13 protein-coding genes are annotated in these 15,232 nt (G+C 60.6%); 1 reads left to right on the top strand and 12 read right to left on the bottom strand.

Annotated features, from left to right (window positions below; translation table 11 throughout):
* Positions 1-90: 90 nt before the first annotated feature.
* A complete protein-coding gene (locus AOT96_RS17115; RefSeq protein ID WP_065352059.1) occupies positions 91-1,410 on the bottom strand; it encodes a UDP-glucose dehydrogenase family protein in 1,320 nt (439 codons plus the stop codon).
* Positions 1,411-1,518: 108 nt separating this feature from the next.
* Here AOT96_RS17115 and AOT96_RS17110 point away from each other — a divergent pair, with 108 nt between their 5' ends.
* Entirely contained in the window at positions 1,519-2,043 is a 525-nt protein-coding gene (locus AOT96_RS17110) for an arsenate reductase/protein-tyrosine-phosphatase family protein (protein ID WP_003943651.1), read from the top strand.
* Here AOT96_RS17110 and AOT96_RS17105 read toward each other — a convergent pair.
* The 11 genes from AOT96_RS17105 to AOT96_RS17055 form a co-directional block, all read right to left on the bottom strand.
* Positions 2,015-3,439: a polysaccharide biosynthesis tyrosine autokinase gene (locus AOT96_RS17105; protein ID WP_065352058.1), complete on the bottom strand. Its 1,425-nt coding sequence runs from the start codon at positions 3,437-3,439 to the stop codon at positions 2,015-2,017. The two genes, AOT96_RS17110 and AOT96_RS17105, sit on opposite strands and share 29 nt — an antisense overlap.
* A 129-nt stretch (positions 3,440-3,568) precedes the next feature.
* The gene (locus AOT96_RS17100; protein ID WP_065352057.1) at positions 3,569-4,894 is read right to left on the bottom strand and encodes a UDP-glucose dehydrogenase family protein; all 1,326 of its coding nucleotides are present in this window, start codon (positions 4,892-4,894) and stop codon (positions 3,569-3,571) included.
* Positions 4,895-4,949: 55 nt separating this feature from the next.
* Entirely contained in the window at positions 4,950-5,918 is a 969-nt protein-coding gene (locus tag AOT96_RS17095; RefSeq protein WP_037131034.1) for a GDP-L-fucose synthase family protein, read from the bottom strand.
* Entirely contained in the window at positions 5,915-6,946 is a 1,032-nt protein-coding gene (gene gmd, locus AOT96_RS17090) for a GDP-mannose 4,6-dehydratase (RefSeq protein WP_065352056.1), read from the bottom strand. Before gmd ends, AOT96_RS17095 begins: the two co-directional genes overlap by 4 nt.
* Before the next feature lie 97 nt (positions 6,947-7,043).
* Entirely contained in the window at positions 7,044-7,838 is a 795-nt protein-coding gene (locus AOT96_RS17085; protein ID WP_003943701.1) for a WecB/TagA/CpsF family glycosyltransferase, read from the bottom strand.
* Positions 7,839-7,843: 5 nt separating this feature from the next.
* The gene (locus AOT96_RS17080) at positions 7,844-9,010 is read right to left on the bottom strand and encodes a glycosyltransferase family 4 protein (protein ID WP_065352055.1); all 1,167 of its coding nucleotides are present in this window, start codon (positions 9,008-9,010) and stop codon (positions 7,844-7,846) included.
* Positions 9,007-9,903, bottom strand: coding sequence for a glycosyltransferase family 2 protein (locus tag AOT96_RS17075; RefSeq protein WP_065352054.1), 897 nt, complete (start codon positions 9,901-9,903; stop codon positions 9,007-9,009). Before AOT96_RS17075 ends, AOT96_RS17080 begins: the two co-directional genes overlap by 4 nt.
* A complete protein-coding gene (locus AOT96_RS17070) occupies positions 9,900-11,111 on the bottom strand; it encodes a hypothetical protein (RefSeq protein ID WP_003943723.1) in 1,212 nt (403 codons plus the stop codon). The genes AOT96_RS17075 and AOT96_RS17070 overlap by 4 nt, the downstream gene beginning before the upstream one ends.
* Positions 11,108-12,319 (bottom strand): glycosyltransferase family 4 protein, encoded by a 1,212-nt coding sequence (locus AOT96_RS17065; protein WP_065352053.1) that lies wholly within the window; start codon positions 12,317-12,319, stop codon positions 11,108-11,110. Before AOT96_RS17065 ends, AOT96_RS17070 begins: the two co-directional genes overlap by 4 nt.
* A 1-nt stretch (position 12,320) precedes the next feature.
* Positions 12,321-13,646, bottom strand: a complete 1,326-nt coding sequence (locus AOT96_RS17060; protein WP_065352052.1) for an O-antigen ligase family protein — start codon at positions 13,644-13,646, stop codon at positions 12,321-12,323.
* Positions 13,633-15,156: a sugar transferase gene (locus AOT96_RS17055; RefSeq protein WP_047269061.1), complete on the bottom strand. Its 1,524-nt coding sequence runs from the start codon at positions 15,154-15,156 to the stop codon at positions 13,633-13,635. The genes AOT96_RS17060 and AOT96_RS17055 overlap by 14 nt, the downstream gene beginning before the upstream one ends.
* Positions 15,157-15,232 lie beyond the last annotated feature (76 nt).

Here is a 15,232-nt window from a genome sequence, read left to right as displayed (position 1 = left end):
GAAGTCTACCCACTGGGCATGGTCTGCGAGGTTCGCGCATCTCACCTAAGGCCTTCTCGCAGCTATTTTTTCGCTACCTGGACGTTCGACCTACCGCCCCAATCCGCGATAGTTCCAACCGGCGGAGCGCCACAGGTCCGGATCGAGGCAATTTCTGGCGTCAACGATCGCCCGCCGCCGAACGAGTGGTTCCAAATCGGCGGGCACGAGTGAGGCGAACTCGTCCCATTCAGTGGCGATCAAGACCACATCAGCATTCCTGCAAGCTTCTGACGTGGAGGTTGCGTAGTGAAGGGTGGGAAACAGTCGGCGAGAATTATCCATTGCCTTCGGATCGAAAACGGTGACCGCCGCCCCGTGCAACTGCATCATTCCTGCAACGTTGAGCGCAGGCGAATCGCGCACATCGTCGGATTCGGGCTTGAACGCAGCTCCCAGCACCGACACGTTAGCTCCCAGCAAACTGCCATCGCAGGCTGCCGTCACCAGTTCCACAGCTTTTGTCCGTCGTCGCATGTTGATGCTGTCGACCTCGCGGAGGAAGTACAGCGCCTGGTCGACACCCAACTCCCCGGCGCGTGCCATGAACGCCCGAATGTCCTTCGGCAGGCAACCACCGCCGAACCCCAAGCCCGCATTGAGGAACCGTCTACCGATCCGAGCGTCGTACCCGAGAGCGTCGGCCAACATCGTGACGTCGGCCCCGGTCGCCTCGCACACCTCCGCAATCGCATTGATGAAGGACACCTTGGTCGCGAGAAACGCATTCGCAGATCCTTTGACCAACTCGGACGTCGCCAGATCGGTCACGAGGAAGGGCACCCCCGCGTCCAGTATCTCGGCATACACCTCGCGAAGAAGGCCTTCGGCGTTTCCCGGCCGGTCACGATCGATCCCCAGAACCAACCGGTCAGGGCTCAAGGTGTCCGCGATCGCGTGTCCTTCACGCAGGAACTCCGGATTCCAGGCCACCTCTACCGAGCCACCCGCCGGCGCAGTCGCTCGGAGCCGCTCGCCGAGAGCCGCTGCCGTGCCTACCGGCACCGTCGACTTCCCGACTATCAGCGAAGGCTTTCGCAACAACGGCGCCAACATGTCGATCACCGAATGAACATGACTCAGATCTGCGGCGTACTCCCCCTTCTTCTGAGGCGTCCCCACACCGACGAAATGGATGTCCGCAAAATCCGCGGCATCGGAGTAGGAAGTCGTGAACTGCAGCCGACCCGACGCCAGATTCTTCTCCAGCATTTCGGTCAGACCCGGCTCGAAGAACGGGACCTCCCCACGAGACAACTTGTCGACCTTGGACTGGTCGATGTCGACTCCCAGCACGTCGTGGCCAAGTTCGGCCATACACACTGCGTGGGTCGCCCCCAGGTATCCCGTTCCGAACACGGTCATCTTCATGTGTTGTTGGTATGCGTCCGAACTTTCCGAAACGCGTACGCCAGGTGGGCGCGAAACCAACATCGGGCGTACGACGAGTGCGTCGCGTGTGCAACCTATGCTTCTGCCATGCACGTTCTCTTCGTTTGTACGGGAAACATCTGCCGATCACCCACGGGCGAACGCCTTGCACGTGCTTATGCCGCCGAAGCCGGGGTCACCGGATTCACCGCCTCGAGTGCCGGAACCCGGGCGATGGTCGGACACCCGATCGAGCCGACTGCTGCGAGGGTTCTCGCGGGGCTCGGCGGCGACCCCACGGAGTTTCAAGCCCGACGCATGACAGCAGCGCTGGCCTCGGACGCCGACCTCATTCTCACGATGACCGAAAGTCAGCGAGACAAAGTCCTGGCGATGGCTCCGGCGCGGCTCAAGCGCACGTTCACACTTCGAGAAGCCGCACGGTTGGGCTCGCTCGCAGATGCAGGAACTGTCGAGGACCTCGCCGCCGCCAGACCCCGATTTCGTGCCACCGAACCCGAGGACGTCATGGATCCGATGGGTAAGGAAGAGAACGTGTTTCACGAGATCGGACTCGAGATCGCCGATCTCCTCGGCCCGCTGCTCAGCCGACTTCGCTTCGGTGAGCGTTGAGCGCGGGCACCGCGGTCAACTGCGGTAGCGACTTGTCCGACTCGTAGTAGTAGCTGTACTCGTACGCATTGCGTCCGCGAGACGGCGTCATCGTGATGACAGTGCCCAGGACGTGCGCACCCACACTCTGTAGGTTTCCGACCGCGCGCGCCAGTTGATCGCGTTTCGTGGAGCCGTGTCGGGCGATCACCAGGGCACCGTCCGACATCGCGGCCAGGACCGCGGCATCCGTGACGGGTAGCAACGGCGAGGCGTCGATGATGACGTAGTCGTATCGCGCCCGCAGTTCCTCGAGAACATGTTTGGCCGTGTCCGTGCCGAGTAGTTCGCTCGGGTTCGGCGGGATCGGTCCGGAGGCGAGCACTGTCAGCCCGTCGAACTCGGTCGACTGAAGCACATCGTCCAGCGTCGCTTGACCGGAGAGCACCGAACTGACGCCGACACTTCCGAGCAATCCCAAATACTTCGATACTCGCGGCTTCCGGAGGTCGCCTTCCATCAGGCACACTGATTTGCCGGCCTCCGCCAAGACGAGAGCGATGTTCACGGCCGTGGTCGTCTTACCTTCGGAGGGAAGCGAACTCGTGACGACGATGACACGCGGTGGATGGTCCACCTCGAGGAACTGAAGGTTGGTGCGCAACTCACGGAAGGCTTCGGCACTCACGGAACTTCCGTCACTGAAAGCGATCGCGTGATTGACTTCGACGTCCTTGTCGAACGGGATCGTGCCCACCATCGCCGAACCCGCGATCTCTTCTACAGTTCGACGATCTTTCACCGTGTTGTCGAGTCGATCACGAATCAACGCAAGCGCGATCCCCACAACCAGTCCCGCCACCGCGCCGAGCGCGAGGTTGCGCGAAGTCTTGGGTGACACCGGAACAGTCGGCTGTTGAGCCTGCTGTTCGACGACCACACGTGCAGGCGGTGTTCCGCCGTTCTCGGGTGTCTCCAGTTCCTTTGCCAATGCCACGAATTCGGATGAGAGAGTGTTTGCGATCTCGCGTGCGAGTTCCGGTGACGCGTCCTTGACTGCGAGGTCGATCAATACAGTGTCGGGCGCCGACGTCGCAGTGACCTTGGAGGCCAACTCGTCAGCCGACATCCCGCCGACCACCCTCGGTCCCAGTTCGTCGATCGTCCGCTGTGCGAGTGTTCGGCCGGTCAGGAGTTTTGTATAGGACAGAACTCGCTGCTGTGAAAGTTGACTGCCCTGCAGTGCCTCGTTGACCGAGGTACCCGCCGACGTCGAAACGAACAGCCTCGTCGAGGCCTGGTAAACGGGCGTCGAAAGAAGAGAAGCGCAAAGGGCTCCCAGGATTCCGAGCACGGTTACAGCAGCGACTATTCGCCATCTGGCTTGCAATATCTTCAGGTAGTCGACAATTTCCATCTTGATGTCTCCTTCGGCTCACGCATGTCCACTGCGGGTCTGAGCGGTCTTTGCCGGTCGGACCGCGAGGGCGAACCGGGCTTTCTCATTTCGATATAGATCAGCTGCGACGGACGAGACGTCCTGTGCTCACGGGCGTCCCAGTCCGCGGTAGTTCCAACCTGCGCCTCGCCACTCGTCGGGGGAAAGGCAATTGCGCCCGTCGACGATCACTTTCTTGCGAACCACCGAATCGAGATCGGACGGCTGCAACTTCAAGAATTCGGGCCACTCGGTCAATACCAGGACGACATCGGCACCTTCGCAGGCCTCCAATGCATTTGCCGAGTAGGTCAGCGTCGGGAACAGCGCGCGCGAATTGTCCATGGCCTTTGGGTCGTACACGTTCACTGCAGCACCTTGGAGCTGAATCTGACCCGCGACGTTGAGCGCCGGCGAATCACGAACGTCGTCCGAGTCCGGTTTGAACGCGGCACCCAGAACTGCGACTCTCGCACCGAGAAGCGATCCGCATGCCTCCCGCGCCAGTTCGACCATGCGTGTACGTCGGCGCATATTGATATTGTCGACTTCGCGCAGGAACGTCAGTGCTTGGTCGGCACCGAGTTCACCGGCGCGAGCCATGAAGGCCCGGATGTCCTTCGGCAAACACCCTCCGCCGAAACCAATTCCCGCGTTGAGGAATCGACGTCCGATCCGAACGTCGTGCCCGATCGCGTCGGCGAGCACTGTGACGTCGGCGCCCGCAGCCTCGCACACTTCGGAGATGGCGTTGATGAACGAGATCTTGGTGGCCAGGAAAGCGTTCGCTGACGCTTTCACCAACTCCGCCGTCGCAAGGTCCGTGACGAGAAACGGAATCTCCGCATCGATGAGCTCTGCATAGACTTCGCGCGCAACAGATTCCGCTCGACCGCGGACATTTCGATCGACTCCGAGCACAAGTCGGTCCGGGTGCAACGTGTCCTGGACGGCAAATCCTTCACGCAGAAACTCGGGATTCCACGCGACTTCGACGCCGCCACCGATCGGTGCCAGTTCGCGCGCGCGCTTACCGAGCCGTTCCGCGGTGCCCACCGGTACCGTGGACTTGCCGAAGATGACCGAGGGCTTGGTGAGCAGCGGCGCCAAAGTCTCGATCACGGCATCCACGTAGACCATGTCCGCGGCGAACTCACCCTTTTTCTGCGGCGTACCGACCCCGAGGAAGAACACGTCCGCAAATTCTGCGGCTTCCTCGTACGACGACGTGAACTTCAGTCGCCCTCGATCGATGTTGTTTCGTAGGACCTCGCCCAACCCTGGCTCGTAGAACGGAACTTCACCTGCTGCCAGTTTCTCCAGCTTTGCCGCGTCGACATCCACTCCGAGGACCTCGTGACCGAGTTCGGCCATACAGGCCGCGTGTGTCGCGCCCAGGTATCCCGTGCCGAATACTGCTATGCGAGTGCTCATGTTGCTCGATCTGCTTTCTCGAGAGTGTGCGAAGTGTGTTGATGGGAAAAGCGATTCAGGTACGTACGGCACCGATGTTGTCGCGGTACCACGAGATCGTCGACGCGATTCCTTCGCGCAATCCGATTGTCGGCCGCCATCCGAGTTCTCGAATCATGCTCACGTCCAGCAGTTTCTGCATCGTTCCGTCCGGCTTCGAGGTGTCCCACCGCGTCTCTCCGGTGTATCCGACCTCCGTGGCGACTATCGAAGCGATCTCACGAATTGTGTGGTCCTCGCCGGTTCCGACGTTGACATGCGATGCACCGTCGTAGTTGTCGAGCAGATGCAGACACGCCGACGCCAAGTCGTCGACATGCAGGAATTCACGTCGCGGATTGCCACTCCCCCAGTTGACAACCGACTGGACTGCCGACGACTGCGCCTCGTCGTAACGCCGAACGAGTGCGGGAAGTACGTGCGATCCGTGCGGCGAAAAATTGTCTCCCGGGCCGTACAGGTTGGTGGGCATAGCTGAGATCCAGGGGCGACCATACTGCCGCCTGGCAGCTTGAACATGGAGTATTCCCGCGATCTTTGCTATTGCATAGGCGTCGTTGGTCGGCTCGAGATGCCCGGTGAGCAGGTATTCCTCCTTGATCGGTTGCGGTGCCAATTTCGGGTAGATGCAAGATGATCCGAGGAACAGGAGACGCTCGACGCCGTGTGCGAGGGCAGCGTCGAGCACGTTCACCTGGATGCGCAGATTCTCCGACAGGAAGTCGACGAGGAAAGTGCTGTTCGCCGCAATCCCACCAACTTTTGCTGCTGCGAGGATCACGTTGGTCGGCTTTTCGCGGGCGAAGAAATCGAAAGCAGCTTCCCGGTCACGTAGATCGAGTTCGGCCGAGGTCTTTCCGAGCAACCTGGTGAAGCCCGCAGATTCCAGGTGTCGCCACACCGAAGAGCCGACCAGACCTCGGTGGCCGGCCACGTAGAACGGTGCGCCTCGATCGAGTGGTCGCGCTGCGAATGAATCACTCATCGCGTCGCCGACCAGTCGGGAAGTGCCGGAGTGTCGATCCACGGCCGCCCTTCGTGTTCGAGCGCTTCGATGTCTGCCTCGACCATGATCCGGGCCAGTTCGGGTGTGTGCGCGCCGGCCTTCCAACCGAGTTTGCGCTCGGCATGACTCGGATCCCCGATCAGTGCGTCCACCTCGGTCGGCCGAAGATACCGTTCGTCGAATCGAACGTGGTTTTCCCAGTTCAGACCTGCATGTTCGAACGCGACGGTCAGGAAGTCGCGCACCGAGTAGTTGCCACCGGTGGCGAGCACAAAATCCTCAGGCTCGTCGACCTGCAGCATGCGCCACATTCCCTCCACGTACTCCGGCGCATATCCCCAGTCGCGAATCGCATCGAGATTGCCCATGTACAGATGATCCTCGATACCTGCCTGGATGCGTGCGACCGCGCGCGTGATCTTCCGCGTCACGAATGTCTCACCACGCCTAGGGGACTCGTGATTGAACAGAATTCCGTTCACAGCGAAGATCCCGTATGCCTCACGATAGTTCTTGGTGATCCAGTACGAGTACACCTTCGCCGCACCGTAGGGCGAACGTGGGTAGAACGGTGTCTCCTCGTTCTGCGGTGGCGGTGTGGCACCGAACATCTCGGAACTCGACGCCTGGTAGAACCGGCAGTCGAGTCCGGCCATCCGAACCGCTTCGAGTAGTCGGATCGACCCGACGCCAGTGGTGTTCCCGGTGTGTTCGGGTTCGTCGAAGCTGACCCTGACGTGAGACTGCGCAGCGAGGTTGTACACCTCGTCCGGATTGATCTGCGCGAGTAGTGTCACCAGGCGCGCTCCGTCACTGAGGTCACCGTAGTGAAGAAAAAGTCGGGCATCCGCATCGTGCGGGTCAACGTAGATGTGGTTTATCCTCGAAGTGTTGAACGTCGAGGATCGACGGATCAGTCCGTGAACCTCGTAGCCTTTGGAGAGCAGCAACTCGGCAAGGTAAGAGCCGTCCTGCCCCGTGATTCCGGTAATCAGTGCGCGTTTCATCCTGCGTTCCTTCCGTTGCGGGACAGCCCGCCTGATAGTTGCGAAACCACGGTTGTGGTCCGTAGTCCTCCGAATCGCTCGGCAGTCTTGATCTCGCTCATGCGCGTCCCCCCAAACGGCCGAAGACTTTTCGTATGTCACGTGATGCCAGCCGTACGAATGTCGAGTTACCGAACAGGTAGCGCCGCCACAGACGTTTGGGTTCGGATACAAGTCGATACAACCACTCGAAACCCGAGTTCTGGACGAAAGATGGCGCCTCCGAAACAGTTCCGGCCAAGAAGTCGAAGGCCGCGCCGACACCGACGGCCACGTAGTCGGTTCGATCCGCTATCGCCTTCGTGACAAAGTCCTGCTTCGGCGCACCCAGACCGACCCACACGATGTCCGGTGACGTCGGATCGACCTTCGTGATGATGTCGTCGACGAACTCCTTGCTGAACGCGGCAAACGGCGGGGCATATGTGCCGGCCACCTTGATTCCCGGGTATAACTCCTCGACTCGATCCGTCAAGAGATTCAACGTCTCTTCTGTCGTGCCGACAAAATGGTGACGAAGGCTGTAGCGGCGTCCCTTGTCCAGGGTGGCCTCGAAGAACGACGGACCCCGGACTGGTCGAACACCGACGTGATCGGCGGTGCCGCCGATCAGGCGCATCACCCAGCTGACCGGGGTTCCGTCTGCGAAGTTCACACCCGGACCCTTCAAAACCGCGGAGTAGTCGCGATCACTGTGCGCCGCCGACACGCAGTAGGAATTCGACAACCTCACGGAGACTCCGGTTCCTGCTCCCTCTCGTCTGTCGTTGACTACCCAATCGGTAGCTCTCTCGAGATTGGTCGCGGCAAACGGAATGCCACCCACCTCGATGACCTCGAACGGACTGCTCATCTGTCTCAACACTTTTCCGAGTTCGTATGTCGACGTTCATTGCACTGGCCGTAGCTGCGCGACAAGACCGATGTCAACCGGGACCGAGTCCAATCACGTTGCGGTTCAAAGAGAGAAAGCTCGGTCTCGACAATCGATCGAGCGATACGAGAGGAGAGAGTCGACGCCGGAGCAACCTGGATCGTCACGGCGTTCCTACCTGCCAGTGTCGGCACACCGCCGAGATCCAAACAGACCACCGGCAGGCCCACCGCAGCCGCTTCGGCCGCCACCCAGCCGCCCGAATCGTGCATGCTCGGGAAGAGCAGAGCGGAGGAGGCCCCCATCTCGCTTACCACTTCCGATCTGTCGCGCCATCCGCGAAGCGTGACCTGACCGCGCCGATACGGAAGCGACTTCTCGATCCGCCCGCGGGCGGGTCCCTCCCCGACAAAGGTCATGGACCAATCGGTGCCCAGCTGCTCGAGCGCATCCAGAATCAGGTCGATTCCTTTGTATTGCAACAGTCTTCCTACGAACAAGAGTCTTCGTTTCGGTCTGGGTACCGCTTGCTTCTCGATTCCGTCGTAGTCCAGAACACAATTGGGTTGGACGACGACATTGCGTGCCCGCGGTGCGCCTCGTCCGCTGTCGGAGTTCATCGCGATGAAAGTGTCGACTCGTCCGGACATGAAGATGTGTGTCAGTGACCGAACGGCTTTCGTGGAGCAGGTCCGAACTGCCGTGGTTGCCAGGTACCGCATACCGATGCGCCTGGCGAGCGGCATCGGCGGGTAGGTGTTGCCCCCGGCAGGCCCCCATACCAGTCGTACTCCGCCGGCTCCACCGAACAGCACCGGTGGGGGCAACCAGTCGGAGGCGAACGTTGCATGATGCAGGACGTCGAAGTTTGCCGCTTCACGCCGAACGAACAGTGAAGTGTGCCAGAGCCATCGGAGGTATCGACCGTACGATCCGGCTTCTTCCGCGGGCAAAGTCGCTATTCGCACGACACGAACCTCGCAACCGAGCTGTTCACACTCTGATTCCAATGCGGGAGCCTCACCGGAGCGAGTCACCACCGTGATCGACTCACACAGTTCGGAAGCCGCCGAGAGAAGCGCCCAACCCGCACCGGATTCACTCCCCTGATTCGGATCGCAGGCGTATGCCGTCATCAACAACCGTGTCATCGCGCTACCACCAGCCTCTTTGCGCGCGGCGTCCGAGAATCGCTGCGGCTGAATCGCTCTGAGAACCAACCGATGTTGCGTGCACCGTTGTCGAGAACCACGCGCTTGATCCGTGGACTGATCAAGGCAACGGGGATCAACGTCGCCGACGCGAGTACGAGCAGAGCGCGTTTGGCACTCTGAGCCGCCAACAGTGGCAGCTCGAGCTGTCCCTGACAGACCGCGAGGATTCGTCCGTTGTTGACATACCGGGCGAAGAGCCAGGAATCCCGACGCCGATCCTCGCCTACGGGTTCGTACGCAAGCGCCTCGTCGCACCACAACAACCGGACACCGCCGGCGCTCATCCTGAGCGTGAACTCGGTGTCCTCGCCGCCAGGTAGATCCCAGTCGTCACTGAAGTTCAAGCCGTTCAAAGCCTTCAGGTCCAACAACAGATTTCCAGCGCCTGCAGACGCAACCGGGGTGCCGGTCGAATGGCGAACGCGAGTGTGCAATGGAAGTTCCGAGGCAGGCAGACCCACCGGAATCACAGGACCGGCCACAGCACCTGCGTCGAAATCTGCTGCGCAGGTGAGGAGATTCGACAGCCAGTCGACATCGACGTACTCGTCGTCGTCGACGAAGACGATGTAACGACGATCTCGTGCACGGGCGAGATCGACGAGCGCACGTCGCGCCGGAGATACCCCGCCGAATCCGAGATGCAGTCGTTCGATCCCGTCGGCAACATACGTCGGCGTGGTGGATTCCGGATCGTTGTCGCCTACTACGACCTGGGCGGAGGCACCGGAATCCTGGATCGATGCCCGGACGCTGTCGATGCAGACAGCCAGTTCCGATTCACGACGGAAGGTCAGAATCGCCACTACGACGCCGCTGGGATTCTTCATGAGAGGTCAACTTTCGGTCGGGCGTCACGGTTCATCGAAACCAGAAGTGCGACGCTCGCGCTGACGCACGCCGACGCGGCCAATGCTCCTGCGACGGGTACGGCGCTGTCGGTCAGTCCCGCCCCGAGAACGATCAGAAACTGCAGAGGTAACAGCAAGGCGCGAAATCTGTTGAGGTTTCCCGTCTTGTCCACGACGCGGATCGACGTGCCGACTCCCAGCAGAATCCCGTTGAACGCCACCGCTAACCCGCACAGCAGAATGACCGGTATCAAGTTCGGAAAGTGCGGCCCGACCAGATGATCCATCAATCGCACTCCCGAGAATCGAATCTCGAGCGTGAGACAGATCAGCGAAACGCAGATGATCGAAACCCAGAAGATCTGCAAGCCCACTCGGCGGCCGAGTGCCATGCACTCGCTCGGGCTCATCGCTTCGACACCACTGCCGAACTTACGCATCAGAATTGGCGAGATGCCCGCGAACATCAAGGACAGCGGACCGAGCAGTGTCTGGGCAGTTCTGATCTCACCGATCATCGAGATCGACGCCACCACAGTGAGTATCAAGAACATCGCCTGCTGCGCAGCTGATCCCATCAATATCTCGATCGCAAACGGCACGGATCTATATCGGTGAGTGCGCGAGTACCTGATCGACGGTACCGGCGGTACCAGACGCATGGATGCGTGACCGAGAGCGAGCGCGACGAAGACACCGACCGTATAGGTCACGAGTGCAAGTGTCAGATTCTCGACCAGGAAAGCTGCAATAAGGACGAACGAGAGTGTCACGATCTGTATCGACGCAGAGATCCAACTCGCTCCGTCGTGCATCAGCATCGTGCGTATCACGTCTAAAACCACGAAACCAGCTGCAGCCAAGGCGTATACCGTGAGATTCATCGAGTCCGAGCCGGCGATCAGGAACAGTGCCCACACCGATGTCACCGATACCGCCGCCAGCACGATCGTGGGCGCCAACGCCGGTCCACGCTCGTCGGACCCCGCCCCTCGCGACAGCCAGACGTCGACGCCGATCGCTCTCCCCAGTGCCAGTGCCAACAGACCCGCCGATTGAATCACGGCAATCTGGCCGACTTCGATCGGACCACCGAGTCGTGCCACCGAGGTGAGAACGACAAAAGTGAGGACGCTCGAAAGCCCTTGATCGGCCATGAATGTCACATGCCGAGTGCGATCTTTCACGATCTCACCTCGTCGATGAGCTCACGCATCGACGTCGCCGCTTTGCGCGATGTGAAGCGATTCGAGTAGTGACGATAAGCGGATCTGCGTATCGCCGATCGATCGTCCGCTCCGAAGATTCGATCGAGGGCCTCGCGTATCGACGACTCTTCCAAGGTATGGAGAGGCGTTCCGCCCGGTCCGACGATGTCCGCGAGTGCACCGTTGGTTGCGTAGATGACCGGGGTGCCAACCGACATCGATTCGATCGCAACGCGTCCGAACGGTTCTGCCCATTGAGACGGCACCACGGACGCCGCACTGTCGCGAAGTATCTCGATCACATCTTCGTGCGAAGTGAATCCGGCCAGCGTGACGTTGTCGAGAGCTGCGCTTATGCTGGAGATCTCGCCGTACTGCGGTCCGTCACCGAGAACTGTGAGCGAGGTACTTCCAGCGCCCTGCGGCCAGTTGCGCACCAAATCCAGGACGCCCTTCTCCGGTGTCAGTCGGCTGACGCACACAACCGAATCAGTGCTCCGAAACTCGGGTTCATTTTCTTCGAATCCGAAGTTCGGACGAACCACGACGCGGCCAGAACTGATCAGTCGTCCTTCGACCAGACGTGCTGTCATCGCGCTCGTTGCGACGAACCTGTGCTGCTTCCACCCAAAGACGCTCAGCTTGACCGCCGTAGCGCTCAGGTAGCAGACAAGGCTCTGCAGTCGGCTGTTTCCGTAGCATCCGTTGCGGACACAACTCGTGAAGTATTTGGTGGAACCGCATTCGGTGCACGTGCCATCTGCGCGCAACTTGGCTGACGGTGTGGCGAGGCGATAGTTCCGAACCGCCTGCAACGTAGGAATTGCGGCGGCTCTTGCGGCCACGAGCAACGAAGCCGAGAACGCCGGCCAGAGATTGTTCACGTAGATGACGTCGGGGCGCTCCGAACGGATGATGCGCAACGCATCGACGAGTACGCGAGGACTGAACACTGCGGTGACTGCCGCCCACGGTCCCCGGGAGATCTTGGAATTCTCGGTGGTGCACTGAACCGTCTCGTATCCGATCGATTTCAGGAGCTTGGATTCGTTGGCGAAGCTCTGCTCCTCACCACCCGGATTCCGATAGATCGCATGGAACATCAAGGCTTTCGGCGGCGTGAATCCACCGACGGACGTCGGGTTCACTTCAGGCTTCGAACGCGCTACATCGAACGACTTGTACATCTCAGTGACCTCCTCTTCGCTCCGGAGCGAACCTGTACGCGTCGTTCTTGTCGGCACGAACGCCACGGATCGACAACTCGGCGTTGCCCGCACTGTGGGAGCGGTGGGTCGAGGGTCCGTACGGCGCCAGGAAGACCCATGCGATCAGCCACATGGCGCCGAAGAAGAGCGTCGACTCCGTCAAGTCCATCGAGAAGACGAGAACCATGATCGCGACGACGGCGATGTACTCCGTTCTGCTGCGGGCTCGCCCGAGCACCGTGCTCAGAAGCAGGTAATAGCCGGCCAACAGCAGCAGGAATCCGATCCAACCGATCTGCAGCCGAATGTCGAGCATTCCGTTGTGTGCGCTGGTCGCCGGAAAGGACAGCTTTGACCGAATCATCTGCCCCACTGCACTGTCCGGCGCCCACACCGAGCCGAAGCCCCATCCGAGCAGAGGCCGCTGTTCGGCGTAGTAGTCGGATACCGTCCAGAGATGTAACCGGCCGGTCAGCGTGACATCTCGCGAGAGTAGCGCCGCGACATCGGGTCCGAGCACCTTCATCGCGCCGGACACCCCGAGGTACAGGCCGATGATCACAGTCGAGGCGAGGTGAGCGTTCGGTGTCCGTCGAAAGCACCTCAGAGCAAGCATTGTCGCCAGCGCAATCCCCGCAGCGACGAGACCGGTCTGGCTCCGGGCCTCGAACAACACGATGCCGGCGACAGCAAGCGCCGCCACCCACGGAATACGCTTGATGTCGGGAAGCATGAGCGTGACACCGACAAGTACAACTTCGATGGCAGCCATTCGTCCCAAAGTGTTTTTGTGCGTGAAGATTCCGCGATAAGCAACGGCGCGGGTGTCCACGTCGATGCCAGTCGAAGGATCGAGGAACACGACCATCAGCGACAGCACGAGAAGTACCAGCAAGGTGAGGGCAACAGTCCGCACTCGCACCGCGAAGGTCAACTCACGGGCGACGATGATTCCCGTGATCGCCAGGCACACGACGACGATGCCGGCGACGGCGGAGTTCCGGGGCAGTGTCGACCAGTACCAGCTGGTTGCCGGGACGCCGGCCGAGATCATAAGCGTGAAGACAGGCCACGTCGTATTGCGTGAGTATCGCCGGTCGAGGAAGTAGACCAACGCAAGTGTCGCCGAAAGAACGGCCGAACCGTGTACGAGCAACGATCCGAGCGCTGTCCTCTGCGTGTACGCCTGAAAGGCTCCGCTCGCGCCGATGACCGCGATCACCAATGCCGTTCGCAAGATCAGCGGATTGTTCGGTGCCTCATTTTCGCAAGGCGCCGGTACCGCCTTCTTGTCAGTAGGCGCCATCACTTCCCACCACCGCCTTGAGCGTCTTCGCGACGATCATGACGTCACCCATCATCGACCAGTTGTCGACGTAGGAAAGGTCCAGGCGGACAGTGTCTTCCCACGAAAGATCAGAACGTCCACTGACCTGCCACAGGCCGGTGACACCGGGCTTGACCAGTAGCCGACGACTGACCGCGTCGTCGTACATCTCGACCTCGCGCCGAAGCGGTGGCCGCGGTCCTACAACACTCATCTCTCGCCGGAGAACATTGACGAACTGGGGCAACTCGTCGATCGAGTATCGGCGCATGAATCGACCTACCGTCGTCACACGCGGATCGTCTCGCATCTTGAAAAGCACTCCGGCGCCTTCGTTCTCCTTCATCAGTGCCGTGACCTGTGAATCCGCATTCTGGACCATCGAGCGGAACTTGAGCATGGGGAACGGCTGACCGTCCAACCCCATCCGCTCCGACTTGTACAGAACCGGACCCTTGCTCGTGAGCTTGACGGCGATCGCAGCCGCCAGAAGCACCGGACTGATCACGGCCAGCACGAGCGCGGCGAAAGCAACGTCGAAGGTCGTCTTCGAGAACTTCTGTGCGCCGTGATAGCGCGGACGCTCGACATGAATCAGCGGAAATCCTGCGACCGGGCGCATCGAGAGCCTCGGCCCGGACACATCCAGAATCCCCGGTGCGACAACAAGGTCCACATGATCGCGCTCGAGATCCCAGGCCAGCTTGCGCAGCCCTTCCGGTCCGAGTCGCTCCGACGCCGTCACCGCCACCGTGTCGGCACCGACCTGTTCGAGTGCGTCGGTGACACTGTGCTCGTCTCCGAGCACCGGAATGTCCCGACCGTTCACTGTGACAACTTCGCCCACGTCTCCTCCGTAGCCGGGTACGCAGACTCCGACAACTCGGTATCCATGGGCATCGTCGCGCTCGAGGTTGCGTGCAAGATCGACAACCGCCCCTCGCACACCGACCACAAGTACGGCAGTTCGAAATTCACCTCGGGCTCGCTCACGAGCAATCACCCGTCGCCAGATCCAACGACTCGCGATCAAGGCGGTCAATCCCATCGGAAACGCCACGGCAAGGTACAGGCGCGCGATCTCCAGGTGAAGGAGAAGGCTGGCGATCGCAATCAGTCCGAACAGGCGGAGCGTTCCGACAGCGATCAATCGGTACTCTTCAGGGCCGCTTCCGATCACACGAGGAGATCTGGTCCGAAATACCCTCAGTACGGCAAACCAGCCGATAATCAGGGCGAAAGACAGTGCGGTGTAGCTGAAATGGCCGAATGCTTCACCGTCGACGACATCCGCGTCGCTACCGAATCGCCACCATTGAGCCAGAAACACAACTGCCGCAACGATGATCGTGTCGGTGATCGCCAGACGACGAAGATACGCAGATTGCCATTTCCTGCGTGCGGAAACTCCACCGGCCCTCTCCGGCGTTACTCGTCGGTGTTGTTGTGGCCGCTCTTTCGTGGGCGCGGCCATCTCGAGAACCGTCATGTGTTCAGAAACCTTTCCCCATGCACAGAATTCGGCCTGAAGATGTTCACCGGCCGAGGTCCATCGGACCGCCTTG

This window comes from Rhodococcus sp. 008 (assembly GCF_001682295.1).
In the GTDB taxonomy this organism is placed as follows: domain Bacteria; phylum Actinomycetota; class Actinomycetes; order Mycobacteriales; family Mycobacteriaceae; genus Rhodococcus_F; species Rhodococcus_F qingshengii.
This window is presented reverse-complemented; position numbering and strand designations above follow the sequence as displayed.

Excerpts from the sequence above, each read along its gene's own strand:
- AOT96_RS17115 (WP_065352059.1), bottom strand. The coding sequence starts at position 1,410 with ATGAAGATGACCGTGTTCGGAACGGGATACCTGGGGGCGACCCACGCA.
- AOT96_RS17110 (WP_003943651.1), top strand. The coding sequence starts at position 1,519 with ATGCACGTTCTCTTCGTTTGTACGGGAAACATCTGCCGATCACCCACG.
- AOT96_RS17105 (WP_065352058.1), bottom strand. The coding sequence starts at position 3,439 with ATGGAAATTGTCGACTACCTGAAGATATTGCAAGCCAGATGGCGAATA.
- AOT96_RS17100 (WP_065352057.1), bottom strand. The coding sequence starts at position 4,894 with ATGAGCACTCGCATAGCAGTATTCGGCACGGGATACCTGGGCGCGACA.
- AOT96_RS17095 (WP_037131034.1), bottom strand. The coding sequence starts at position 5,918 with ATGAGTGATTCATTCGCAGCGCGACCACTCGATCGAGGCGCACCGTTC.
- gmd (WP_065352056.1), bottom strand. The coding sequence starts at position 6,946 with ATGAAACGCGCACTGATTACCGGAATCACGGGGCAGGACGGCTCTTAC.
- AOT96_RS17085 (WP_003943701.1), bottom strand. The coding sequence starts at position 7,838 with ATGAGCAGTCCGTTCGAGGTCATCGAGGTGGGTGGCATTCCGTTTGCC.
- AOT96_RS17080 (WP_065352055.1), bottom strand. The coding sequence starts at position 9,010 with ATGACACGGTTGTTGATGACGGCATACGCCTGCGATCCGAATCAGGGG.
- AOT96_RS17075 (WP_065352054.1), bottom strand. The coding sequence starts at position 9,903 with ATGAAGAATCCCAGCGGCGTCGTAGTGGCGATTCTGACCTTCCGTCGT.
- AOT96_RS17065 (WP_065352053.1), bottom strand. The coding sequence starts at position 12,319 with ATGTACAAGTCGTTCGATGTAGCGCGTTCGAAGCCTGAAGTGAACCCG.
- AOT96_RS17060 (WP_065352052.1), bottom strand. The coding sequence starts at position 13,646 with ATGGCGCCTACTGACAAGAAGGCGGTACCGGCGCCTTGCGAAAATGAG.
- AOT96_RS17055 (WP_047269061.1), bottom strand. The coding sequence starts at position 15,156 with ATGACGGTTCTCGAGATGGCCGCGCCCACGAAAGAGCGGCCACAACAA.